Source organism: Labilithrix luteola, from assembly GCF_001263205.1.
Taxonomy (GTDB): Bacteria; Myxococcota_A; Polyangia; order Polyangiales; family Polyangiaceae; genus Labilithrix; species Labilithrix luteola.
The window spans coordinates 7,546,276-7,570,568 of record NZ_CP012333.1 but is presented as its reverse complement, the minus strand read 5'-3'; the positions used below and the strand labels follow the sequence as shown (position 1 = coordinate 7,570,568).

The 24,293-nt window shown below is 66.5% G+C and carries 22 protein-coding genes; 18 read left to right on the top strand and 4 right to left on the bottom strand.

Translation table 11 applies throughout. The annotated features are described in order from the left end of the window. The first annotated feature begins 70 nt into the window (after positions 1–70). The 10 genes from AKJ09_RS32875 (at position 71) to AKJ09_RS32835 (ending at position 10,879) form a co-directional block, all read left to right on the top strand. Positions 71–1,924 (top strand): acyltransferase family protein, encoded by a 1,854-nt coding sequence (locus AKJ09_RS32875; RefSeq protein WP_146651810.1) that lies wholly within the window; start codon positions 71–73, stop codon positions 1,922–1,924. A 76-nt stretch (positions 1,925–2,000) separates the two neighbouring features. Further along, positions 2,001–2,456, top strand: coding sequence for a universal stress protein (locus tag AKJ09_RS32870; protein ID WP_146651809.1), 456 nt, complete (start codon positions 2,001–2,003; stop codon positions 2,454–2,456). Between the two features lie 95 nt (positions 2,457–2,551). After that, positions 2,552–4,966 (top strand): heavy metal translocating P-type ATPase, encoded by a 2,415-nt coding sequence (locus tag AKJ09_RS32865; RefSeq protein ID WP_146651808.1) that lies wholly within the window; start codon positions 2,552–2,554, stop codon positions 4,964–4,966. Further along, entirely contained in the window at positions 4,954–5,112 is a 159-nt protein-coding gene (locus AKJ09_RS53465) for a hypothetical protein (protein WP_169928058.1), read from the top strand. Before AKJ09_RS32865 ends, AKJ09_RS53465 begins: the two co-directional genes overlap by 13 nt. Next, a complete protein-coding gene (gene ccoN / locus AKJ09_RS32860) occupies positions 5,109–7,472 on the top strand; it encodes a cytochrome-c oxidase, cbb3-type subunit I (RefSeq protein WP_169928057.1) in 2,364 nt (787 codons plus the stop codon). The genes AKJ09_RS53465 and ccoN overlap by 4 nt, the downstream gene beginning before the upstream one ends. Beyond that, the gene (locus tag AKJ09_RS32855) at positions 7,469–7,651 is read left to right on the top strand and encodes a hypothetical protein (protein ID WP_146651807.1); all 183 of its coding nucleotides are present in this window, start codon (positions 7,469–7,471) and stop codon (positions 7,649–7,651) included. Before ccoN ends, AKJ09_RS32855 begins: the two co-directional genes overlap by 4 nt. Further along, positions 7,648–8,244, top strand: coding sequence for a cbb3-type cytochrome c oxidase N-terminal domain-containing protein (locus tag AKJ09_RS32850; RefSeq protein ID WP_240488665.1), 597 nt, complete (start codon positions 7,648–7,650; stop codon positions 8,242–8,244). The genes AKJ09_RS32855 and AKJ09_RS32850 overlap by 4 nt, the downstream gene beginning before the upstream one ends. Before the next feature lie 4 nt (positions 8,245–8,248). Next, the gene (gene ccoG / locus AKJ09_RS32845; RefSeq protein WP_146651806.1) at positions 8,249–9,637 is read left to right on the top strand and encodes a cytochrome c oxidase accessory protein CcoG; all 1,389 of its coding nucleotides are present in this window, start codon (positions 8,249–8,251) and stop codon (positions 9,635–9,637) included. Next, the gene (locus tag AKJ09_RS32840; protein WP_146651805.1) at positions 9,634–10,386 is read left to right on the top strand and encodes a sulfite exporter TauE/SafE family protein; all 753 of its coding nucleotides are present in this window, start codon (positions 9,634–9,636) and stop codon (positions 10,384–10,386) included. Before ccoG ends, AKJ09_RS32840 begins: the two co-directional genes overlap by 4 nt. Positions 10,387–10,447: 61 nt before the next feature. After that, the gene (locus AKJ09_RS32835; protein ID WP_240488664.1) at positions 10,448–10,879 is read left to right on the top strand and encodes a universal stress protein; all 432 of its coding nucleotides are present in this window, start codon (positions 10,448–10,450) and stop codon (positions 10,877–10,879) included. A gap of 41 nt (positions 10,880–10,920) precedes the next feature. On the opposite strand, the gene AKJ09_RS32830 is transcribed toward AKJ09_RS32835, so the two are convergent. Beyond that, a complete protein-coding gene (locus tag AKJ09_RS32830; protein WP_146651803.1) occupies positions 10,921–12,309 on the bottom strand; it encodes a sigma-54-dependent transcriptional regulator in 1,389 nt (462 codons plus the stop codon). After that, entirely contained in the window at positions 12,306–13,274 is a 969-nt protein-coding gene (locus AKJ09_RS32825; RefSeq protein ID WP_146651802.1) for a two-component system sensor histidine kinase NtrB, read from the bottom strand. Before AKJ09_RS32825 ends, AKJ09_RS32830 begins: the two co-directional genes overlap by 4 nt. 196 nt (positions 13,275–13,470) lie before the next feature. Between AKJ09_RS32825 and AKJ09_RS32820 the strand changes: the two genes are divergently transcribed. The 8 genes from AKJ09_RS32820 (at position 13,471) to AKJ09_RS32785 (ending at position 21,844) form a co-directional block, all read left to right on the top strand. Next, positions 13,471–14,643, top strand: coding sequence for a hybrid sensor histidine kinase/response regulator (locus AKJ09_RS32820; protein ID WP_240488663.1), 1,173 nt, complete (start codon positions 13,471–13,473; stop codon positions 14,641–14,643). Continuing rightward, on the top strand, positions 14,633–16,177 hold the full coding sequence (locus tag AKJ09_RS32815) for a PAS domain-containing hybrid sensor histidine kinase/response regulator (RefSeq protein ID WP_146651801.1): 1,545 nt from the start codon (positions 14,633–14,635) through the stop codon (positions 16,175–16,177). Before AKJ09_RS32820 ends, AKJ09_RS32815 begins: the two co-directional genes overlap by 11 nt. 200 nt (positions 16,178–16,377) lie before the next feature. Next, positions 16,378–17,133 (top strand): methionine ABC transporter ATP-binding protein, encoded by a 756-nt coding sequence (locus AKJ09_RS32810; RefSeq protein WP_146651800.1) that lies wholly within the window; start codon positions 16,378–16,380, stop codon positions 17,131–17,133. Positions 17,134–17,137: 4 nt separating this feature from the next. Continuing rightward, on the top strand, positions 17,138–17,803 hold the full coding sequence (locus AKJ09_RS32805; protein ID WP_146651799.1) for a methionine ABC transporter permease: 666 nt from the start codon (positions 17,138–17,140) through the stop codon (positions 17,801–17,803). A gap of 17 nt (positions 17,804–17,820) precedes the next feature. After that, positions 17,821–18,636, top strand: coding sequence for a MetQ/NlpA family ABC transporter substrate-binding protein (locus AKJ09_RS32800; protein WP_240488662.1), 816 nt, complete (start codon positions 17,821–17,823; stop codon positions 18,634–18,636). A gap of 72 nt (positions 18,637–18,708) precedes the next feature. Further along, positions 18,709–20,451 carry a PAS domain-containing sensor histidine kinase gene (locus tag AKJ09_RS32795; RefSeq protein ID WP_146651798.1) on the top strand — a complete coding sequence of 581 codons (1,743 nt, stop codon included), beginning with the start codon at positions 18,709–18,711 and terminating at the stop codon, positions 20,449–20,451. A gap of 34 nt (positions 20,452–20,485) precedes the next feature. Next, the gene (locus AKJ09_RS32790) at positions 20,486–21,163 is read left to right on the top strand and encodes an adenine nucleotide alpha hydrolase (RefSeq protein WP_146651797.1); all 678 of its coding nucleotides are present in this window, start codon (positions 20,486–20,488) and stop codon (positions 21,161–21,163) included. 141 nt (positions 21,164–21,304) lie between these two features. Then, positions 21,305–21,844, top strand: coding sequence for a DUF6580 family putative transport protein (locus tag AKJ09_RS32785; RefSeq protein WP_146651796.1), 540 nt, complete (start codon positions 21,305–21,307; stop codon positions 21,842–21,844). 67 nt (positions 21,845–21,911) lie between these two features. On the opposite strand, the gene AKJ09_RS32780 is transcribed toward AKJ09_RS32785, so the two are convergent. Together AKJ09_RS32780 and AKJ09_RS54450 are read right to left on the bottom strand one after the other, a co-directional pair. Beyond that, positions 21,912–23,234, bottom strand: a complete 1,323-nt coding sequence (locus AKJ09_RS32780; protein WP_146651795.1) for a hypothetical protein — start codon at positions 23,232–23,234, stop codon at positions 21,912–21,914. Positions 23,235–23,481: 247 nt separating this feature from the next. Further along, on the bottom strand, positions 23,482–24,288 hold the full coding sequence (locus tag AKJ09_RS54450) for a hypothetical protein (RefSeq protein ID WP_205633872.1): 807 nt from the start codon (positions 24,286–24,288) through the stop codon (positions 23,482–23,484). Positions 24,289–24,293: the final 5 nt, after the last annotated feature.

The window sequence follows — 24,293 nt, the reverse complement described above, 5'->3', positions numbered from 1 at the left end:
CCAAGGCCAACCGTGCGGGACAATTAGGGAGTTTCGATGGGTGGGTGGCGTTTGTTAGGGTGGGCGGACTTTGCGCGCATCACCCGCAAGCCCGACCGGCGCCCGTCACGCCCGTCAGGCTCGCCACGTACGTCACGTTCCTGCCCTCGACGGTCTTCGCGGCATCGCCCTCCTCGGCGTTCTCTTCTTCCACGCCAACGGAGCACTTCCAGGCGGCTACCTCGGCGTCGATCTCTTCTTCGTCCTCTCCGGGTACCTCATCACGTCGCTGCTGCTCGCCGAGCACCGTGATGCCGGGCGCATCGCGCTCGGCGCCTTCTGGGTGCGCCGCGCCAAGCGCCTCTTTCCGGCGCTGATCTCGCTGATGCCGGCCATCGCCGTCTACGGCCGGTACTTCGCCAAGGCCGACGAGATCCGTGGCCTCCGCGTCGACGCCGTCGCCACGCTCGCGTACGTCGCCAACTGGCGCGCGATCTTCTCGCACAAGAGCTACTGGGAGCTCTTCGCCGCGCCCTCGCCGCTCGAGCACACGTGGAGCCTATCGATCGAAGAGCAGTTCTACGTTGTCTGGCCGCTCCTCGTCGTGGTGCTCCTGCGCTTCTGGTCGGCACGTGCCGTCCGCGTGGTCAGCGTGGGCCTGGCCCTCGCCTCGATGGCCGCGATGTGGCTGCTCTTCGACCCGCAGCAGGCCTCACGCGTCTACCTTGGAACCGACACGCGAGCGGTCGGGATCCTCGCCGGCGCGGCGCTCGCCACGGTCGTGTCGCCAAACACCACGTTCGGCCCCCGTGCCGCGCGGGTGCTCGACGCCCTCGGCTTCGTCTCCCTCGCCGGACTCGGCTTCGCCTGGGTCATGCTCGAAGGCCAGAATCCCCTCCTCTACCGGGGCGGCTTCTGGCTCACCGAGGTCGGCGTGCTGATCCTCATCGTGTGCGCGGTCGTCGGCGAACGAAGCTACGTCGCGCGTGCGCTGACGTTCCGCCCATTCGTGTGGGTCGGCACGATCAGCTACGGCCTGTACCTCTGGCACTGGCCGGTGAACGTCGTTCTGACGGCCGATCGCATGCATCTCCACGGCCTAGGGCTGCACGCCGTCCAGTTCGCCGTGACCTTCGCGATCGCGATCATCTCGTATCGCTACCTCGAGCAGCCGATCCGTCGCGGCGTCGGCTTCGGCCGCCCCAGCTACATGGTCCCGGCGAGCATCGCCCTCGCCATCGGCCTCGTGATGACGGCCACTCAGGCGCGCGCGCTCGAGGAGCCCCACGGACCGAACGCCAACGCCCTCGACACGAACGCCGCCACCGACGTGACCACGGCCGCCGAGTGGTCGCCCTTCCGCGTCCTCATGCTCGGCGACTCGACCGCGAACTCCCTCGGATGGGCCCTGCGCTCGGTGCACAAGCCCGGAGTCGCCGTCGATCTGCGCGGCCTCGATGGCTGCACCATGCTCATCGATTCGTGCGGCGGCCCCGAGTGGGCGCAGCGCACGACGGAGTTTCAGCCGCACGTCACGGTCGTCTTCCTCGGCGGCGCGTTCATGCACGGCACGTCGGCCGACGGCGACTGGCGCAAGGCCTGTTATCCGGATTGGGACGAGAAGTTCGAACACAACCTCGAAACGCGTCTCTCCGATCTGACTGCCGCTGGCGGCCACGTCTGGGCGAGCACCGTCCCGTACCCGCTCGGTGCGTGGGAGACCACGGCCATTCACAAGGAAGTCGACTGCATCAACCAGTCGATCCGGAAGGCGGTCAGCAGCGTGCCCGGCGCTCGCATCCTCGACATCGCCGAACGGCTCTGTCCCCAAGGCAAGTGCGAGCGAACCGACGGCAAAGCCGTCATCCGTCCGGACGGCGTGCACTACTCCGTCGACGGCGCGGCCTCGCTCGCGCGCTGGGTGTTCGAGCAACTCCAGCATTGATCGCGAGACGCGATCTGGCGCATCGTTTGCGTTCTCGACGGCAGTTCACTTCGAAAGCCGAGACGAAAGCCCCACGATGCAGTTCAACCACATCCTCGTGCCGATCGATTTCGGCGAGCCCTCGCTGCGTGCGCTCGACGCGGCCATCTCCCTCGCGCCAAAGTTCGGCTCGACCATCACGCTCCTGCACGTGAGCTGGCTGCCGCCGCCGGTCTACGCCGCCTACGCGCAGGGCTTCGCGTGGCCAACGGAAGAGATGGAACGCAGCGCCAGGGAGGAGCTTGCCTCCGTTCTCGAGAAGACGCGCGCCGAGTACGACGCCGTCGAGGGCCTCGTGGTGACCGGCGAGCCACGGCAGATGATCCTCGACGTCGCCGCGGAGCGATGCGTGGATCTGATCGTCATGGGAACCCACGGACGACACGGGATCCCGCGCGCGATCCTCGGAAGCGTCGCGGAGCGAATCGTTCGCCAGTCCGTCGTTCCGGTGCTCACCGTGTCGGCGAAGCCGGGCCACAGCGGGCACGCCTAGCGAGACGCAAGCTTTGCGTCGGGGCGCACGAACCGCGCGCCGGCCCCTAGAAAAGCGCGGGATTCGCGCCAGTTCTTCCTGGAACGACGCTTGCGATGCGTCGCATCGAGCCATCGATGCACGCGCCCTCGTTCCGCGCAGTCCCCGAGCCCACGAAAGCCCTCACGCATTGCTTGCATTGCCGTGCGGAGCTCGGTGTCGGCTCCGTGGGTTCGTTCTGCTGCCGTGGGTGCGAAGCCGTCCACGCGCTCCTTCACGACCAGGGACTCGATCGCTACTACGCGCTCGGCGGTGGCACCGGGCACCCCGCGGCGAACCTCGCCGAGTCCGATCGCAAGTGGCTCGAGACGACCGCCGCGCGCCTCGCCTCGAGCACTGGCGTCGCCCGTGTGACGCTCGACGTGCAGGGCGTGCACTGCTCGGCCTGCGTGTGGCTCTTCGAAGAGCTCTTCCGTAGGAAGCAGGGCGGTTGCGCCATCGTGGTGAATCCGGGGATCGGCTGCGTCGACCTCACGGTGACGCCGGAATTCCCGCTCGACGGCTTCGTCTCCGAGGTCGAGGCCTTCGGCTATCGCTTCGGCCCTGCCCTGAAGAAGCAGAAGGCCGGCGACTCCGACCTCGTCTGGCGCATGGGCGTGTGCATCGCCATCGCCATGAACACGATGCTCTTCGGCATCGCGGTCTATTGCGGTCTCGAGAGCGGGCCGGTCCATCGCCTCTTCCACGCACTCGACTTCGGCCTCTCGCTCATCAGTGTGACGGTCGGCGGCACGGTCTTCTTCCGCTCGGCTTGGCAGGCCGTTCGCCGTCGCGTGCTTCACCTCGATCTCCCGATCGCGCTCGGAATCCTCCTCGCCTTCGCCAGCTCGACGTACACGTACGTCACGCGCGGCGGCGACCGCTCGTACTTCGACACGCTCGACATCTTCATCGCGCTGATGCTCGTGGGGCGGTTCCTCCAAGAGCGCGTGCTCGCCAAGAATCGCGCGTTCTTGCTCGCTTCCGACGGCGTCGAGGGACTCTTCACGAGGCGCGTCGGCCGCGAAGGCCATGTGAGCCTCGTCCGCTGCACGGAGGTCTCCGAGGGCGACGAGCTGCTCGTAGGTCACGGCGATCTCGTACCGGTCGATGCCGTGCTCGTGAGCGATGCCCCGAGCGTGTTCTCGCTCGACTGGATCAACGGCGAGAGCGCTCCTCGCTCGTTTGCGCCGGGCGACGTGGTGCCCGCCGGCGCGTTCTCGCAGGACGCACGGGCCGTGGCCGTGCGCGCGAAGACGGACTTCGACGCCTCGACCATCACCGCGCTGCTCGCCACCTCGAGTCGTCGCGAAGACGACGTGGCACGCGCAACGCCGTATTGGCGGCGTTTGACGAGCCTCTACGTGCTCGTGGTGCTCGGCGTTGCCTCGCTCGGCGCAGCTGCATGGTTCCTCGCGACGCACGACGCCGCGCGCACCCTCGACGTCGTGGCCGCCGTGCTCATCGTCACGTGTCCGTGCGCGTTCGGCATCGCCACGCCCCTCGCCTACGAGCTCGCCCAAGCCGGACTCCGACGGCAGGGGCTCTTCGTGCGAACGCCAGGATTCCTCGATCGCGCGGCGCTCGTCGAGCGCATCGTGTTCGACAAGACCGGTACCCTCACCACCGGCTCGCTCGCCCTCCGAGACGAGAGCGTCCTCGATGCGCTCGAGCTCTCTGCACGCGCGATCCTCGCCGACCTGGCGCTGCGTAGCTCGCACCCCAAGAGCCGAGCCGTTGCCACGGCCCTCGGCCGACGCGGCGCCACGATCGACCCGTCGCGCGTCGTGCGCGAAGTTGCCGGCAAGGGACTCGAAGCCGTCGTCGACGGCCGCGTCTACCGCCTCGGCGCACCGGCGTGGGCCACCGCCCCTGCCAAGGTCGCTGCGCTTACCAAGGCCGACGTCCTCTTCACGCGCGATGGCGAGGTCCTCGCCGCCCTCGAGACGCGCGAGCAGCTGCGTGAGGACGCGAAGCGCGAAATCGGCGAGCTTACCCGCGCCGGCTACGAAGCCTTCATCCTCTCGGGCGACTCGCCGGAGGCCACCCGCGCCATCGCCGCCCATTGCGGCGTGCCCGACGAACGCGCGTTCGGCGCGCGCACCGCCGAAGGCAAGCTCGCCTGGCTCCGCACGAAGGGCGCCGCCAAGACGCTCTTCGTTGGCGACGGCATCAACGACAGCCTCGTGGCCGAAGAAGCGAGCTGCGCGGGCACGCCTGCCATCGATCGGCCCTTCATGGCCGCGCGCTGTGACTTCTACTTCGTGACGCCCGGCCTCCTGCCCATCCGCGCGGCGCTCCTCACGTCACGCAGGTTGCAGAGCGTCGTGCGGACGAACCTCACGATCGCCATCGCCTACAACGCCGTCACCGTCGCTCTCGCTCTCGCAGGCCTTATGACCCCACTGCTCTGCGCCGTGCTCATGCCTGTGAGCTCGCTCTCCACCGTGCTCGCCACCACGTTCCGAATAAGGCGCTCATGGAAATCCTGATTCTGCAGGTGTTCGTGAGCCTCGTGCTCGTCACGGGCTCCGTCCTGCTCTTCGTGTTCACCTGCCGCCAGCGTGACTTCGATCACGCCGACCGGCTCGCGCTCTTGCCCGTCACCGAAGCCGACGACGAAGGAAAGAAGTCATGACCACCGCATCCGTCACTGGAGACGACGCGGCGATGATCTCCCCCGCGGGAGAACGCGTCCGTATCACCTACGACGACGAGACACCTCGTCTATTCGTGATGGCCAGTGTGCTCTGGGGCATCGTGGGCATGCTCGTGGGCGCGATCGTCGCCCTGCAGCTTGCCTGGTGGCCCGCCAACGTTCACGCGATGCTCGCCTTCGGGCGCCTGCGCCCGCTGCATACGAACGCGGTCATCTTCGCGTTCGTCGGCAACATGATCTTCGCCGGCATCTATCACTCGACGCAGCGCCTGGTCCGTGCGCGCATGGCGTCGAATGCGCTCTCGAAGATCCACTTCTGGGGCTGGCAGGCCATCATCGTCGCCGCCGCCATCACGCTCCCGCTCGGGATCACGCAGGCAAAAGAATACGCCGAGCTCGAGTGGCCGATCGACATCGCCATCGCCGTCGTCTGGGTGATCTTCGCGGTGAACTTCTTCTGGACGCTCGCGAGGCGTAACGAGAAGCACCTCTACGTCGCCATCTGGTTCTACATCGCGACGATCATCACCGTCGCGATCCTCCACGTGGTCAACGCGATCTCGATTCCGGTCTTCGCGTTCAAGAGCTACTCGGTCTACGGCGGCGCGCAGGATGCGCTCGTGCAGTGGTGGTACGGACACAACGCGGTCGCGTTCTTCCTGACCACGCCGGTGCTCGGCATCATGTACTACTACCTGCCCAAGGCGGCGGGTCGCGCGGTCTACAGCTACCGGCTCAGCATCATCCACTTCTGGGCCCTGATCTTCGTCTACATCTGGGCCGGCCCGCACCACCTGCTCAACACGGCGCTGCCCGACTGGGCGCAGACGCTCGGCATGGTCTTCAGCCTCATGCTCTGGGCGCCGTCCTGGGGCGGCATGCTGAACGGCCTGCTCACGCTGCGCGGCGGCTGGGGCCAGCTCCGCACCGATCCCGTTCTCAAGTTCTTCGCGGCCGGCGTGACCTTCTACGGCATGGCTACCTTCGAGGGACCGCTGCTCTCCATCAAGAGCGTCTCGAGCCTTGCACACTACACCGATTGGATCATCGGCCACGTGCACGCCGGAGCGCTCGGCTGGAACGGCTTCATGGCCGCCGGCATGTTCTACTGGATGATTCCGAAGCTCTACGGCCGTGAGCTCTGGTCGAAGCGCCTCGCCGACGCGCACTTCTGGCTCGGGACCTTCGGCATCCTCCTCTACGTCGTCGCGATGTGGGTCAGCGGGGTCACGCAGGGCCTCATGTGGCGCGCCACGAATCCCGACGGCTCGCTCATGTATCCCACGTTCGTCGAGACCGTCATCGCCATCAAGCCGATGTACTGGATGCGCTTCATCGGCGGCTCGCTCTACCTCGTGGGCATGATCATGATGGGCTACAACCTTCTCCGGACGGTCCTCGCCGGAAAGCCCGTCGTCACGACCATCGAAGTCGTCGTCGCGCCCCCTGCGATCGAGCCCACGTGGACCGAGATCGTCTTCTCGCGCCCAGTCATGGTCACGACCGGTGTGCTCGGCATCGGCGGTCTCGCCCTCGCCACGAACATGTTCGTGAGCCCGTTGCTCATGATCGTGGCCTTCGCAGTGGGCATCATCGGAAGCGTCGCCTTCCAGGCCGCCAAGCGAAACGGCGCGCCGGCCTGGCACCGCATCCTCGAAGGGCGCGCGCTCATCATGACCTCGCTCGCCACCATCGCCGTGCTCGCCGGCGGCGTCGCTGAAATCGTCCCGGCCCTCGTGGTCAAGCCGGTGGAGATCGCCTCGAAAGCCGACGTCCACCCGTACCGCCCTCTCGAGCTCGAAGGCCGCGACGTCTACATCCGCGAGGGTTGTTACACCTGCCACTCGCAGATGATTCGCCCGCTCCACTTCGAAGCGCTCCGCTACGGCGAGCCTTCGACGCTGGCCGAGTCGGCCCTCGACCACCCCTTCCAGTGGGGTAGCAAGCGCACCGGTCCGGACCTCGCTCGCGAGGGCGGGAAGTATCCGAACCTCTGGCACTACCGTCACATGATCGACCCGCGCGCGATCACGGCGGGCTCCAACATGCCGCCCTACGCGCACCTCGAGACCGCGAAGGTCGACCTCTCGCGTACGCACGAGAAGATGAACGGCCTCAAGTCGGTCGGTGTACCTTACACCGAGCGCGACATGCAGGGCGCCGTCGACGACGCGCACGCGCAAGGCCAGGCCATCGCCAAGGACCTCGCGACCGAGGGCGTGACCATCCAGCCCGACGCCGAGCTCGTCGCCGTCATCGCCTACCTCCAGAGGCTCGGCAAGAAGCCGGAGCCGCCGAAACCGTCGTCCCCCGTTGCCACCGTGGGAGCCGAGAAATGAAATCCGATCTTCTCGCCAAGAGTCCGCTTCTCGCCCTGCCCCTCGTGGCCTTCTTCGTGTTCCTCACCGTGTTCGGCGTCGTGTTCTTCCTCACCATGAGAAAGCGCGCGCAGACCTATGACCCGCTCTCCCGCATGCCGCTCGACGACGGTGCATCGCCGGAAGGAGAAGTATCGTGAGCCCCAACAATCGCGAGCAAGAGCAAGAGCCGCAAAACCGGGTCATCCACTCGGTCGACGGCATCGAGGAGTACGACAACCAGCTTCCGCGCTGGTGGCTCTTCACCTTCTACGGCGCCATCGCCTTCGCCGCCGTCTACTGGTTCCACTACCAGAGCAGCGGTTTCGGTGAGCTTCCTATGGCTACCTACCGGGCCGAGCAGGATCGGGCCGCGGCCATCGCCGCCGAGAAGGTCAAGGCAATGGGTACGATGACGCCCGAAGCACTGATCACGCTGTCGAAAGACAAGACCACCGTTACCCAAGGCCAGCAGGTCTTCGTGCAGACCTGCGCGGCCTGCCACCGGCAAGACGGCGGTGGCGTCGTCGGTCCCAACCTCACCGACGACTTCTGGCTCCACGGCGGCGCGCCGGAGAAGGTCTACAAGACGATCTCCGAGGGCGTGCTCGACAAGGGCATGCCTGCATGGGGCCCGCAGCTCGGCCCCGATCGCGTGCAGGCGGTCACCGCGTACGTGCTCAGCCTTCGCGGCACGAACGTGGCCGGTGGAAAAGCGCCTCAGGGCGAGCGCGAGACGCTGACCGCGCGGTGAAGCCATGAATCCAACACGGCGTCTTCCGGTCATCTCCGAAACGGCCACTCCTGGAGCCGGCGCCATCGGGCGCGACGGACGACGCCGTGCCCCCTACCCGGCCGACGTCAACGGACGCTTCGTCCTCGCGAGGCGGGTGGTTTACGCGGCGCTCATCGCGATCTGGGTCGCTCTCCCCTGGATCCCGATCGGTGGCCATCCGGCCGTGTTCCTCGACGTCGATCGCCGGCAGTTCTTCCTCTTCGGCATGACGTTCAACGCGCAGGACGTGTGGCTCCTGTTCTTCGCGCTCACGGGCGTCGGCTTCCTGCTGGTCTACGCCACGGCCCTCCTCGGGCGCGTGTGGTGCGGCTGGGCCTGCCCGCAGACGGTGTTCCTCGAGGCGCTGTTCCGGCCCATCGAGCGGCTCGTCAACGGCCCTCGGGCAACCGCACTTCGACGAAAGTCGCTTCCGACGAGCTTCGATTCGGTCTGGCGCGCGGTCGTCACGCACGTCGCCTACGTGATCGCGGCGGCGCTCGTCGCCCACGTGTTCCTGGCCTACTTCGTGTCGCTCCCGCGCGTGTTCGCCATGGTTCGCTCGGCCCCGCGGGCGCACCCAGAGGCGTTCGCCTGGATGATCGCGGTCACGGCGCTCTTCTACGGCAACTTCGCCTTCTTCCGAGAGCAGCTCTGCGTGCTCGTGTGCCCCTACGGGCGCCTGCAATCGGTGCTCGTGGACGACGACTCGCTCGTGGTCGGCTACGACACGGGACGCGGAGAGCCTCGCGGCAAAGCCGGCGCAACCAAGGGTGACTGCGTCGACTGCAAACGATGCGTCGTCGTGTGCCCGACGGGCATCGACATCCGCGAAGGCCTGCAGCTCGACTGCATCGCGTGCACCGCCTGCATCGACGCGTGCGACGCCATCATGGTCAAGCTGGGGCGCCCGACCGGCCTCGTTCGCTACGACTCGCTCCGCGGCTTGCGTGGCGAGAAGCGCAAGATCCTCAGGCCGCGTCTCTTCGTCTACACCGTGCTTCTCCTCGTCGGTGCGCTCGTGGCGACCTTCGCCTTCGGACACCGCACGAGCTTCGAGGCCAACGTGGTGAGGCTCCCCGGCCCGCCGTACACGCGTGACGAGGGCATGTTGAGAAACGCCTTCGAGCTCCACCTCGTAAACAAGTCGGGCAAGCCCGAGGCGTTCACGATCGAGCCGGATTCCAGCGCGAACGTGGACTTCGTCGTTCCCATCACGAACCTCGAGCTCGCTCCGCTCGCCGATCGCCGCGTGCCGTTCTTCGTCACGATGCCCCAGTCACGCTTCACCGCCGACCGCCCCTTCTTGCTCCGCGTTCGCGTGGGCAACGAGACCCACGAGGCGCGCGGCGTCTTCCTCGGAGCACGACAATGACCAGCATGGTTCCGATGATTGCCTCGGCCTTCACGATGGGCCTGCTCGGCAGCACGCATTGCGTCGCGATGTGCGGAGGCGTCGTGTCGGTTCTCTCGTCGGCGACGCCTCGCTCCCCGCAAGGCGCAGGCGCAGGCACAGCGAGGCCCGATGCCTCGAAGCCGGCCTACTGGCTCGCCTACAACGCCGGGCGAATGGCCTCGTACACGGCGCTCGGCGCCGTCGTGGGCGCGCTGGGATCGCTCTCGAGCGCGATCTTGCCGCTCGACGTCGTTCGCTTCGGCCTCCGCTCGCTCGCCGCCGTCGCTATGCTCGCCGTCGGATTGCACCTCGCCGGCCTCCCGTCGCTGGTGAAGGTGCTCGAGTCCGCCGGCGCGCCACTCTGGAAGAAGCTCGCACCGCTCAGCCGCCGCTTTTTGCCGCTTCGCAGCCCGCTCCACGCCCTTGCGCTCGGCGCGCTGTGGGGCTTCATGCCTTGCGGCCTTCTCTACGGAGCGCTCGCCCTCGCGGCCTCCGCCGAGTCGCCCACCACCGGCGCAGCCACGATGTTCGCATTCGCCGCTGGAACGCTGCCCGTCATGCTGACCATGAGCGCCCTGGCCGACCGCGTCGCCCGCACGCTCGCTCGAGGTTGGGTGCGAAAGACAGCAGGCGTGGTCGTTCTCGGATTCGGCGTGTGGAGCTCGGTCGGACTCGTGCGTCAGCTCCGAGCGGAAGATCCGGTCCACACATGCTGCCACCACCCCTGAGCACGGTCGCGCAACGCAACGCGGGCTCGGCACGAAGAAAAGAATGGATTAGGTGTTGAGCATGAAGCTTCTCCTCGTTTGCCTCGATGCTTCCGAAAGGGCTCCCTTCGTTCTGTCCCAGGCGATCGACCTCGCCAAGGCGAGCAAGGCAAAGCTGCGCCTGTTCCGCGCGGTCGGTGTTCCGCCGGAGCTGCCGAAGGAGCTCTACACGCTCTCGCCGAACGCCCTCCCCGACGTGCTCCTGAAGGGCGCGACCGAACAGCTCACCGAGCTCGCCAAGCAGGTGCCCGCCGAGCTGCTCGACGGCGTCGACACCCACCTGGGCGTTTCGTGGGACGCGATCTGCAACGCCGCACGAAGCTACAATGCCGACCTTATCGTCATTGGCTCGCACGGCTTCTCGGGACTCGATCGCGTCCTCGGAACGACGGCCGCGCGCGTCGTGAACCACGCCGATCGCTCGGTTCTCGTGGTCCGCGCGAAGTCGATCTGAGCCGCCCCGGGCTGGCCCTCCGGGCTGGCCCCCCCGCGCCTTCAACGTCCCTGGCGGACGTCCTTGGCGTTCGTGCCGTACTCGTGGAGGCGGTACTGGATGGTCCTCACGCTGATGTCGAGGATCTCCGCCGCCTTCGCGGTCGAGCCGTCGGTCGCCTCGAGCGTCTTGAGAATCGCATAGCGCTCGAGCTCGGCCATGGTCGAGCCAGGAATGCGGATCTGGCCGAGGCCCTCGCTGACCGGCTCGAACGGCAGCTCCTCTTCGCCGATGAGCGAGCCCTCACAGAGAACGACGGCGCGCTCGATGGCGTTCTCGAGCGCCCGGACGTTGCCCGGCCAGCGGTACGACACGAGCTTCGCGCGGGCCTTGTCGGTGAAGCCTTCCACGCGCTTGTGGTTCTCGAGCGCGAACTTCCGGAGGAAGTGATTCGCCAGCACGAGAACGTCGCCACCGCGCACGCGCAGCGGCGGCATATCCACGTGGACGACGTTCAGCCGGTAATAGAGGTCCTCGCGGAAGCGTCCGTCGCGAACGTCGGCAGCCAGATCGCGATTGGTCGCCGCGACCACGCGCACGTCGACCGCGATCGATTCGTTGCCGCCCACGCGCTCGAAGGAGCGCTCCTGCAAGACGTGCAGGAGCTTCACCTGCGTCAGCAGCGGGATCTCGCCGATTTCGTCGAGGAAGAGCGTGCCGCCGTTCGCCTGCTCGAAGCGGCCGATTCGGCGCTTGTCGGCGCCGGTGAAGGAGCCCTTCTCGTGGCCGAAGAGCTCGCTCTCAAGCAGCGACTCGGCGAGCGCTGCACAATGCAACGACACGAACGGCTTGCCCGCGCGAGGGCTGAGGGTGTGGACGGCGCGTGCGAGCTCACCTTTGCCGGTGCCGCTCTCGCCCGTGATGAGAACCGTCGCGCGCGAGCCGGCCACCTGCTTGGCCGTGCGATACACCTTTTGCATGGCGCTGCTCGCGCCGATGAGGCCCTGGAGCCCCTCGGAGTCGCGCTCGCGGAGCTGCCGGCGCAAATTCTCCGCCTCGACGCGCACGTCGCGCCCTTCGAGCGCGCGCTCGATGCTGACCGACAGAGCCTCGAAATCGAGCGGCTTCGTGAGGTAGTCCTCCGCGCCGGCCCGCATCGCGGTCACGCCCGAATCGAGATCTTGGAACGAGGTGGCCACGATGACCGGCAGCGAGCGATCGCGGTCACGGAGCTTTTGGAGCAGCTCCATACCGCCCATGCGCGGCATTTTCAGGTCGGTGATGACCACGTCGGGCGGCGTCTCGGCCACACGCTCGAGAGCCGCGACGCCGTCTTCTGCCGTATCGACGTCGTAGCCGTCGCCCGTAAGGAGCTTCTCCAGGCCCGAGCGGGCGCTTTCTTCGTCGTCGACGACGAGGATTCGGGCCTTGTTCTTCGATGCGTTCTTCATGCGTTCCTCGAAAGCGGCGATGTCGGCAGTGTAATCGAGAAGACGGTTCGACCGGGCTGGCTCGTGAAGTCGAGGGTTCCCCCTAGGTCGGTCACCATGCGTCGCGCGATCGCCAAGCCCAGGCCCGTGCCCTTCGCCTTGGTCGACACGAACGGCTCGAACAGGGCCAGCTCCGGATCGGTGATACCGGCCCCTTGGTCCTCGACCTCGACCCGGACGCCCTCGCTCGAGCAGGTGACACCGAGCTTGACTCGGTCGCCCATGGAGCTCGCCTCGAGCGCGTTGACGAGCAGCTGCTCGATCGCGCGTTTGAGCTTGGGCACGTCGGTCTCGAAGGCGACGTCAGCCACGTGGGTCTGGAGAACGACCCCGGCCTTGTCGAAACGAGGTGTCACGAGCGAACGAAGGCGCGCCACCACGTCGGCCGCCGACGTCGCGTGTGCGACGGGCGGCGAAGGCTGCGCGAACTCCAAGAATTCGGAGACGAGGCGCGAAAGGCGCCGGATCTCCTGCTCGACCACCTCGAGCGCTTCGACGCATTCGTCATCGGCGCCTTGGCGCTCGAGCAGCCTCTCGAGGACGTTCACGTGCAAGAGCGCGCCGTTCAGCGGATTGCGGATCTCGTGGGCGAGGCTCGTGCCCAGGGCGGCGACCGTGGCGATTCGCTCGGCTTCGCGCGTCTTGCGCGCCTCTTCTCGCCGCGCGGAGACGTCCTCGCCGAAGGCAAAGACCGCGATGCCGCCGGCCCCCGACTCGTGGGGAACGAACGTCCAGGCCACGTCCTCGGCGGCGCGCATCCTGAACATCGCGTCGGCGAAAGGCTGCCCCAGGACCGCCTCACGGCGCATGCCGCTCATGCGCTCGGCGGTATCGTCGAAGGAACGAATACGTCCCGCGTGATCGATCCCCACGACCGCCACCCCAGTAGCGTCGTTCCCGACCTTTTTCGGCTCGACTGCGAGCATGGTTTCTTAGCGCCTCCCCCCACGTGCAGAATTTGCGTCGACGTGCACCGTCTGCGCGAGGCTGCCGAGCTCGAGCGCCCAAACCGCGAAGAAACGACGCTCGCGACGGCCTTCGATGAGGTGCATGGCCTCCGCCAAGCAAGCGCTCTGCCAGCCCCGGCCGAGCGGACGGCACGCACGGGGAAACCCCCTTCCCATGCAAGGGCGACGGCGCTACCAAGAGCGGCTGATGGAGGAGCGAAACAAGTCATCCGTCGCGACCGTGCTCGTGGTGGACGACAACGACGCGAACCGCGCGCTCGCCCGGGATACGCTCGAGGACGAGGGCTACCGCGTCGTGCTCGCCAGCGGTGGTAACGAAGGCATCGCTGCCTTCGAACGCGAGCCGCCGGACTGCATCGTGCTCGACGTGCGCATGCCCGAGGTCGACGGATTTGCCGTCTGCGAGCGCATTCGAGCCATGCCGCGCGGCGCCGAAACGCCGATCCTCTTTCTCACCGCGCTCCGCGACGTGGACACGTTCGATCGCGCGCTTGGGGCCGGCGGCGACGACTTTCTCACCAAACCCGTACGCCCCACCGAGCTCGTCGTGCGCGTACAGACGGCCATCAAGCTCCGACGCATGAGCGAGGAGCTTCGCGAGCACTACGACCTACTCAAGCGCCAACGCGACGACCTACTGCGCCTGCAGCTCCAGAAGGAGCGCCTCACCGCCTTCGTCGTCCACGATCTCAAGAACCCCGTCAACGCGATGGATCTGCACGCGCAGCTTTTGCTTCGCGACCAGACGCTTTCTGCGTCGTCGCGGGAGTCGGCCGGACGTATCCGCGTCGAGGCGCGCCAGCTCAACCGCATGATCGTGAACCTGCTCGACATCAGCAAGGCCGACGAGGGCAAACTCGCGCCGAAGCGGACGCCCGTCGATCTCGTGGTGCTCCTGCGCGAGACCGCCGCGGAGTTCGCCGCCGAGGCCGAGCGGCGAAAGGTCTCGCTCGACATCGCGCCGGAGCCCGCCTCCGTCGCAGCGGACGAAGAGCTTTTGCGACGCGTCCTCGCGAACCTGATCGAGAACGCGATTCGTCACACGCCCGCCGAGAGTTCGGTCACCATCCGGGCCGCCGCCAAGGGCGCGAACGTCGAGATTCGAATCGCCGACGCCGGCGCCGGAGTTCCTCCCGAGATGCGCGAGAAGATCTTCGACGCTTTCGTGCAGATCGAATTGCCCGAAGAACAGAAGGGCGCGCGCGCGAGCCGCGGGCTCGGTCTGACCTTCTGCAAGCTCGCCATCGCTGCGCATGGCGGAACGATCGCCGTCGAAGACGCTGCTCCAGGTGCCGTGTTCTGCGTGAGGTTGCCCAATGGAAACTGACGAGAAGCCCGGAGAGCTCACGGGGGAGCGCTATCGCCAGGTGCTCGAGACCGCGCCCGACGCGATGATTGTCGTCGACCGGGACGGCTCGATCGTGTTCGCCAATGCGCAGACCGAGACGCTCTTCGGCTATGCGCGCGAAGACCTCCTCGGCAAGTCGCTCACCATCCTCATTCCGGAGCGCTTCCACGGCTCGCACTCCGGGCACGTGGGGCGGTACTTCGCCCATCCAGGCACGCGGCCCATGGGCTCCGGACTCGATCTCTTCGGTCGCCGCGCCAACGGCACCGAGATCGCCATCGAAGTCAGCTTGAGCCCGGTCGGCACCGACGCGGGCATGCTCGTCTCCGCCGCGATCCGCGACATCACCGAGCGCAAGCGTATCGAGGCCGCCGCCGAAGCTGGGAGTGCCGCCAAGAGCGAGTTCCTCTCGTCGATGAGCCACGAGCTGCGCACGCCGCTCAACGCCATTCTCGGCTTCGCGCAGCTTCTCCAGCGCGACAAGAAAGAGCCGCTCTCGGATCGTCACAGGGAGCGCGTTTCCCAGATCCTCAAGGGCGGCGAGCACCTCCTTCGCCTCATCGACGACATCCTCGATCTCTCGCGCATCGAGGCCGGACGCGTTTCGATCTCGACCGAGCCGGTCAAGGTCGCCGACGTCCTCGAGGAGATCCGCGCCACCCTCACGCCCATCGCGGCGCTGCAGGGCATCCTCGTCGACGTCGACGCGATCCCCTTCGATCTGCCGATGATCTCTGCCGACCGAACGCGTTTCGTGCAGATCCTCATGAACTTCGGCTCGAACGCCATCAAGTACAACCGGCCTTCCGGGCAAGTGTCGTTCACGGTCTCGCTTCCGGCGGTCGATCGGCTGCGCGTCTCGGTGAAAGACACCGGGATGGGGATCCCGAGCGACAAGCAAGACAAGCTGTTTCAGCCCTTCCAGCGCGCAGGACAGGAGACCGGGCCCATCGAGGGAACGGGCATCGGGCTCGTCATCACGAAGCGTCTCGCCGGCCTCATGAACGGCGACGTCGGCTTCGAGAGCACCGCCGGCCAGGGCTCGACGTTCTGGGTCGACATTCCCGTCCACACGTCGAGCGCGGGCTCGGTCGCCCCGACCGCGCTGCGGCAAGGGAGCGACGGCCGCTTCGCCGCCGAGGGCAATCGGCGCGTCCTCTACGTCGAGGACAACCCGGCGAACGTCGTCTTCATGAAAGATCTGCTCGGGAGCTTCGAGAACATCGAGTTGCTCACCGCGCCGACGGCGGAGGTCGGCATCGAGCTCGCGCGCAAGCACCTGCCCGACGTCGTCATCATGGACATCAACCTCCCCGGGATGAGCGGCGTCGAGGCGCTGCGGGTCCTTCGCGCGACCGCGTCGACCTCGCGGATCCCCGTCATCGCGCTGACGGCGGCGGCTTCGGAGCGCGACAAGGCGCGCGGCACGCAGGCCGGCTTCTATCGCTACCTCACGAAGCCGGTTCGCGTCGACGAGCTGCTCACCGCACTCGAAGCGCTTCTCGCCCAGTAACGACGCGTCGTCGCGGGCTTCGGCTTGCGATCCATCCACGCGAGGAGAGGTATTCGTCACGAGAGTGAACGCTCGTACCCTGCGTGGCTCGCGAAACTGCCGAGCTAGCGGCCTATTTGCAGGTCCTCGCGAGATCGTGCGTGGAGCCGACGCTGGACACCGCGCCCGACCGACACTATGACGGACAGTCATCCACCATAATGACATCCATCCGGCTCGCCAGCGTGCACAAGACTTATCCCGACGGGACGTCGGCGCTTCGCGGCGTCGATCTGCACGTTCCTGAGGGCTCTGCGTTCGGCCTCATCGGTCCGAGCGGTGCAGGCAAGAGCACGGTGGCGCGTCTCGTCGAAGGTCTGGAGCGTCCCACGTCCGGTGAGGTGCGCGTCGGTGACGTCGACCTCGCGAAGCTCGACGAAGCCTCGCTCGTCGCCCAGCGCCGGCGCATCGGCGTGGTCTTCCAGCATTTCAACCTGCTCGCGCAACGTGACGTTGCCCGCAACGTCGCCTTGCCACTCGAGCTCGCGGGAGTGCCCCGGGCCGACCGAGACGCACGCGTCGCCGAGCTCCTCGCGCTCGTCGGCTTGGACGGCCTCGCGCATCGCTTTCCGGCGCAACTCTCGGGCGGTCAGAAACAGCGCGTGGGCATCGCGCGCGCCCTCGCGGCCAAACCGTCACTCCTCGTGCTCGACGAGGCAACGAGCGCCCTCGATCCCACGACGGCCGCAAACATCGTGGAGCTGCTCGCCGAGCTCCGCAAAAAGAGCCCGATCACGATGCTGGTCATCACCCACCAGCTCGAGGTCGTCCGTGCACTGTGCACCCACGTGGCGGTTCTCGAGCACGGCCTCGTTCGAGAGTCGGGGTTGGTTTCGGAGCTGCGCGCCGAGCTCCTGCCGGGTGGCGGCGCCCACGGGCGGGGTCGAAACGAGCTCCTCTTCTCCGAGGCTTCGTGAATCCATGAACGGCGTCGATTTCGGAGCGACCGCAACGTCGGTCTTCGAAGGACTGCTCGAGACTCTCTGGATGGTCGTGCCCGCGGCGCTCCTCGCGCAGCTCGTAGGGCTCGGTATCGGGCTCCTCCTCGCCCACCTTCGTCCGGGAAGCGTGGGAGCACGACCGATGCTCTATCGGCTCCTGGGGAGCGTGACGAACGCAGGACGTTCCCTTCCCTTCGTGGTGCTCTTGGTCGTCGCGATCCCCCTCACGCGACTCGTGACGGGAACCTCCATCGGCCCCACCGCCGCCATCGTTCCGCTGACGCTCGCGGCCATTCCCTTCGCCGCGCGGCTCGTCGAGGCCGCGCTCCTCGAGGTTCCAGCCGGTATCCTCGACGCCGCGCGCTCGGCGGGCGCCACGCAGAGGCAGCTTCTCTTTCGCGTGCTCGTGCCCGAGGCGGTGCCGAGCTTGGTCCGCGGCTTCACGGTGATGGTCGTCAGCCTCGTCGGCTACAGCGCCATGGCCGGAGCCATCGGGGGCGGCGGCCTCGGCGATCTCGCCATTCGTTACGGCTACCAGCGCTTCGAGACGGCCATGCTCGTCGGAACCGTTCTCGCACTCGTCGGGCTCGTGGCCATCGTGCAAGCGTTCGGCGACCGCGCAGCGCGGCGCCTCGATCATCGTTGAATTCGGAGAACTCGCCCGTGTCCTCTCGCTCTTCGTCCTTGCGATTCGTCACGTTCGTCTTGGCGCTCGCGCTCCTCGTCGTCGCTTGCAATCGGTCGAAGGGCGGCAGCCAGCCGGGCACCTTGCGCGTCGGCGCGTCGGCCGTTCCTCACGCCGAGATCCTCGAGTTCGCCAAACCGCTGCTCGCCAAAGAAGGCGTCACGCTGCAGGTTCGAACCTTCGATGACTACGTGCAGCCGAACCTCGCGCTCGCCGACGGTTCGCTCGACGCGAACTTCTTCCAGCACACGCCCTACCTCGACGAGTTCCAGAAGAGTCGCCCCTTGGGCATCGTGGCCTCGACGAAGGTCCACATCGAACCGATGGCCGTCTATTCGAAACGCCACAAGGCCATCGCGGAGATCGAACGAGGCGAGACAATCGCCATTCCGAACGATCCAAGCAACTCCGGACGCGCGCTGAAGCTCCTCGAGAAGGCGGGCCTCCTGAAGCTCGACCCGGCCGCTGGCGTGCGCGCGACCGTGCGCGACGTGAAGGACAATCCCAAAGACCTCCGGATCAAGGAGCTCGACGCCGCGCAACTTCCCCGCGTGCTCTCCGACGTGGGCGCCGCCGTTCTCAACGCGAACTACGCGCTCCAGGCAGGGCTCTCGGCCGCCAAGGATGGCCTCGCGGTCGAAGACAAAGACGGCCCCTACGCGAACATCCTGGCGGTACTCCCTGCCGAGCAGAACAACGCCGACTACCAGAAGCTCCAGCGCGTGCTGACGAGCGTGGAGGTTCGCTCCTTCATCGAAAAGAAGTACGGCGGCGCCGTAATTCCGGCCTTCTGAACGGCTCGTCTCGCGACGAGCGAGCATCGCTACGAAAGCACCAATCGCGCCGAACATGATTACGTTCCGCGCGTGGGAGTCGAACCAGAAGGGTCACGGCCACGCGAGGGCCCAAAAGAGGCGCACGAGAGCACCAGCGCGAGGGCGCAGCTCGAACGCTCGCAGCAGCGCTACCGCGAGCTGATCGATTCGATCGACGGGGTGGTGTGGGAGGCAGACCCCACGACCCTCGAATTCACGTTCGTGAGCCCGCAGGCGGAGGCGATGTTCGGATATCCGCTCTCGGAGTGGAGAGCGGAGCATTTCTGGGAAACCCACCTCCACCCGGAGGACAAGAACTGGGTCGTTCCCTACTGTCGGGAGGCCACGGCCAAGGATCAGAACCACGACGCCGAGTACCGTATCCGCGCTGCCGACGGCAGCTGGCACTGGGTGCGGGACATCGTGACGGTGATGCGCGACCCCAGCGGCGAGCTGAAACTTCGGGGGATCATGGTCGACGTCACCCGCCGCCACTCGGCCGAAGCCGAGCGCGACCGCCTCTTGCTCGAAGAGCGAGCGGCACGTCAGCGAGCCGAGATCGCCGAAGTGCATGCGCAAGAGCAGGCGATTCGAATGCGTTGGCTCGCGGACGCGTCCTTCGCGCTCGCCGAAGCGGGCGTCGACGTCGGCGCCATCATGGCAACGGTCGCCGAGCGATTGAGCGTCCTCATGGGTGACGGATGCGTGGTTCGGCAGGTCTCGGCCGACGGGCAAACGCTCGAGATCAGCGCGTGCCATCACGTCCTTCCCGCTCGTCTCGAAATGCTGCGTACTACACTCGAGGGCACGCCTCTGCTCGTCACGGAGGGCCTCAGCGCGGAGGTATTTCGGACGGGTCGCCCCGTCGCCTTTCCCGTCGTCGACGACACCGTGCTCGCACGCGCGAAACCCGAGTACCGCCGCTACATGAAGGACGTCCACAGCATCCTCATCGTCCCGCTGAAGGTGGGCGGGCGAGTGTCGGGCACGGCGTCGCTGCTTCGCGACGATCCCCGGCACCCCTACGACGAGGAAGACTTGGCGTTGCTCGAAAACCTCGCGGACCGCGCCGCCCTCGCCCTCGAGGTGGGTCGACTATTCCGCGAAGCCCAGGACGCCATCGCGTTGCGAGACGACTTCCTTCTCATCGCCACCCACGAGCTGAAGACTCCGCTCACCACCGCCCAGCTGCAAACCCAGTGGCTGCGAAGAGCGGTCGGCGCCGATGCCGAGGACGTGAAGCGAGGACTCGAACAGCTCGAGCGACAGCACAAGCGTCTGCGGCAACTCACCGAGGAGCTCGTCGATGTCGCTCGCCTGTGTCGCACGCCGCTCGTGGTCGTTCGCGCCCCCACCGAGCTCGGTGCACTCGTTCGCGACGTGGTTTCTCGGCAGACCAAGGCGATCTCCCGAGCGTGCTCGAACGTCACGGTCGACGCACCGGAGCCCGTCGTCGCCGACGTCGATCGCCCGCGCATCGAGCAGCTCGTCTCGAACCTCCTCTCGAACGCGATCAAGTTCGGATTGGGCCAGCCCATCGAGCTCCGCCTCACCTCTCACGACGGTCGGGCCCGCCTCGAGGTGATCGACCACGGCGTGGGCATCACGAAGGAACACCAAGCACGGATCTTCGAGCGCTTCGAGCGGGCCGTCAGCACGCGCCACTACGGAGGCTTCGGCGTCGGCCTGTTCATCGTCCGCGACATCGTCCGCGCCCACGGCGGCACCATTCACGTCGAAAGCAAGCCCGGCGCCGGCTCGAACTTCATCGTCGATCTCCCTCTCCGCGCTTGAAGGCTCCGCGAGCGGAGGGTGTAAAGGCTGAATCATGCGCAACGTCTCGTCGCATCGGTCTCGCGCGCTCCTTTCTTGGAGCTCCGGCAAGGACAGCGCGTGGGCGCTCCGCGAGCTGCGTCGGCGAAACGACGTCGACGTCGTCGGCCTGCTCACGACCGTCGACGAGGAAGGTCGCGTCGCGGCCCATCGTGTTCCGCGCGCGCTCGTGGAGGCTCAGGCTCGCGCGATTGGTTTGCCCCTTCGGACGATCGAGCTCCCGCGCTCACCTTCGAATGCGACGTACGAAGCGGCGATGCGTGAGGCGTTCGCTCACTATCGTGACGAGGGGATCGCGCACGTCGTCTTCGGCGATCTCCACCTCCAAGACGTTCGCGCGTATCGAGAGCGCCTCTTCGATGGCACCGGCGTTTCACCGTTCTTCCCGCTCTGGGGCCGCGCCACCGATGCGCTCGCGCGCGAGATGATCGACGGTGGACTTCGCGCCGTCCTCGTCGCGCTCGACGCACAACGCATCGCGAGCGAGCTCATCGGGCATACGTTCGACGACGAGCTCCTGCGAGCGTTGCCCACGTCTTGTGATCCATGCGGTGAAGATGGCGAATTCCATACGTTCGTCTTCGATGGCCCGATGTTCAAGGAGCCGATCGGCGTGACGATGGCGTCGGTCGTGCGTGAAGGCGATTTCGTCATCGCCGAGCTGCGCGCGTAGACGCGCACGCCATGCAGGCGTTCTCCAATTCACGCCAAGCGTGTTGCTCGTCATATGCGAATGACAATCCGCAGCTCCACCCATGAATTTCACGCATCGACCGCATTGAATACGTGCCAAAACTGGCTTACGAACGACTGCATGTTATCGGTATTGTTCGTCGCCTTGTGCGTGGTCCTCCGAGTCGTTCCTCACCCGCCGAACTTCGCCCCGGTGGGAGCCACTGCGGTCTTCGCGGGCCGCACGATGAAGCCATGGGCAGCGAGCGCGCTCGTCATTGCGGCGATGTTCGTCGGCGACGCTGCCCTCTCGCTCCTTCGCGGATATCCGCTCGTCACGGCGGTCACGCCGTTCGTCTATGGCGGCTTCGTCATCCAGGCGGCGATTGGCCGCTTCCTGCGCGCACGCAAGGGCGGCGCGATCGGCGCTGCCGTGCTCGGTGCCTGCGTGTTCTTCGTCCTCTCGAACTTCGGTGTTTGGGTGGGCGGCCACACGTATACGCACGATCTGAGCGGCCTCACGACCTGCTTCGTTGCTGCGGTCCCCTTCTTCGGTGGCACGCTCCTCGGCGACGTTGTCTGGACCATGATTCTCTCGGTGGCCTATCGGCCGCTCGCTGCTCGTCTCGCGGCTCGCCCGGGTTGGGTCTCCGTGCCCGCGGCGCAGATTTCGGCACTCTGAGTCGTCGATTGCCTTGGCGACGGAGCGTCGACGTTCGCGACGCTCCGTGCCAAAGCAAACGACTCGATCAGTGGACGAAGGTGCGCACTTGCTTGGTGGTGCCCGCGAGATCGCACACCGAGAGCACGAGGCCTTGCGACGAATTCAGGAGGTCGAACTGGCCCGCAATCACCTCGTCGTACGAAGGCGTCGTATCCGTCACGGACGTGAAGACGCGAACCGAAGTTCCCTGACGAACCGCGAGTGAAATCGAGGTTCCGAGGCCCGAGAGATCGATGTCGCTGACCGCGCCCGACACGCCGGTCGTGACGGTCGACCAGCTGACCGAGCTCGGATTCGAAATGTTGGCCGACTTCACCGTGAGCACGCCGGTGGAGCTGACACAACCGACGTAGAGCAGGCTGTTCGCGTAGGCGACGTCGACCTTGGTTGCTCCCGTGCAACCGCCGATGTCCGTGAACGCGCTCGCAGTGGTGACGGTCGACGGGCTCGCGGTCGCGCGGACTTTGGCGTTACCCCCAACGATGTACGCACCGACCAGCGTTCCGCCCGCGTTGATCAACTTGGGAAGCGTTGCGTTCGACGCGGTGGTCTCGACGGTCGCGAGATTCGTCCAGAGATTGTTCAGATTGCCGAAGCTCGAAATCGGCGTGGTCGACAGCGTGAGGCCCACACCCGATTGGGCGGCGAGCGCGTAGAGCACGTGGTTGTTGAAGGCCACGCTGTGCGCGCGCGAGCCGGTATAGGCGGGCGTGAGGGCCCAGACGCCTTTGCCGCCGTCTTTGATGACCGAGATGAGCCCGCCGAAGGCGTTGTAGTTCGTGGTGTAGAACGAGCTACCGCTATCGTAGACGAGCTCCGAATACCCGTAGGTCTGCGGCGTGACGCGGCCCTGATAGGGAGTCCACGTCGCCGATGCGCCCGTGCCCTGGAGATTGTAGATGGCGATGGCATTGGCGCCGGAGTAGCTGTTGCCGCCGTCCCAGAGCACGCCCTGCGCGATGAGCGACGCGCGGTAGGTGACGTCCGCGAACATGAAGCCGAGGCGAGCGGAGCTGTCGGTGTCGTTGACGCCGAGCGCGAAGCTGTAGGCGGTGGTCACCGAAGGCAGAGTGTTGATCTCCGTCCAGCCGGTGGTTCGGGGCAAGTCGAACTTCGAAGCATCGAGATTCGCCGGCCTCGTGAACAATCCATCGGGAGCATCGGCCGCGATGCCGATACGCTGCGCCTCCTGCCGCTGGCTCGGAGAGGAGTCGCTCGAAGTCGAATCGGACTCACCTCGTCCGATCGCCGCTTGTGATTCGGGAGCTCCGCTCTCGCTGCCGCATCCCGCGAGAAGGACGAGTGCAACGTTCGAGAGAATGCCGAAGAGTGCATGAACTTTGCGCATGGGTAAAACTCGCAATCCTGGAAAAGGCCCACACGCGACAGCACGCTGAAGACTGTCGAGACTTCCGAGAGCGTCACGCGGCCGCCGCGCGAAAGGCGGTGGAACGACGAGAGACGACGACGCACGACGCTTGTTCGCCTTTGCACTCGACGAGCGCAAAGGGCCCAGGCTTCGCGAATCAGAAGCGCAAGAAGGCTATTCTGGTACTACGAACGAAGATTTATCGAGTGCGATCACGAAACGTGATTCACGGGCACTCGGCGTTGACGATGGCAACGGCATCGAGATCGAAGACGCCATCGACACCGTCGAGGTCGACGCGGTCGGTGATGCGCACGTACCGAGCTCTCGTGATCCCGAGATCGGCAAGATCGTAATGATCGCCGCCCGAGACCGCGGGGTCGAGCGGGTCGATACCGTTCGTGCGCGACGAATAGACGATGCCCACGCCGGCGCAATACCCGTAATCCGGTCCTTTGATCGCGGTGCACGGAAACTCGTGCCAGGTGACGCCGTCGTCGCTGACGGCGACGGTCGCGAGCTCCTTGAAGTTCGGGAGCGGATTCTCGAAGACCGTGAAGTCGACGCCCGGGCCATCGACGATGGCATTGCCCTCGAACGCGACGATTACCCAGCCGCCGTTGCCGAGCGAGACGACCGAGAACGGGTTGTTGGCATCCGGAGGGCCGAAAATGGCCTCGGGGAAACCGGTCTTTTGATTGAAATCCTGACCGGTGCCGAAGTGCCAATCGACGACCGAGGTGGCGAAGCGCGCTCCGGGGCCGGCCGCGCATGCGCCTCCGTCGAGCTCGCCTCCGCTGTCCGGCCGAGACGCATCGACCGCACCGCTGTCCGGTCGAGAGGCATCGGACGGGACGACAACGTCTTCGGAGCCGCCATCCACCGGGGTATCGCAAGGACCGAGAAGACATGCCTCATCGGGCTGCGAGAGGTTCTCGATTTTACCGCCACACGCCGCCACCACGGCGCCGGTCACGAGGACCAGCGCAGCGGTGACGCGAAGACGACGAAGAATGGCGGAACGGTACTGCATCGAGA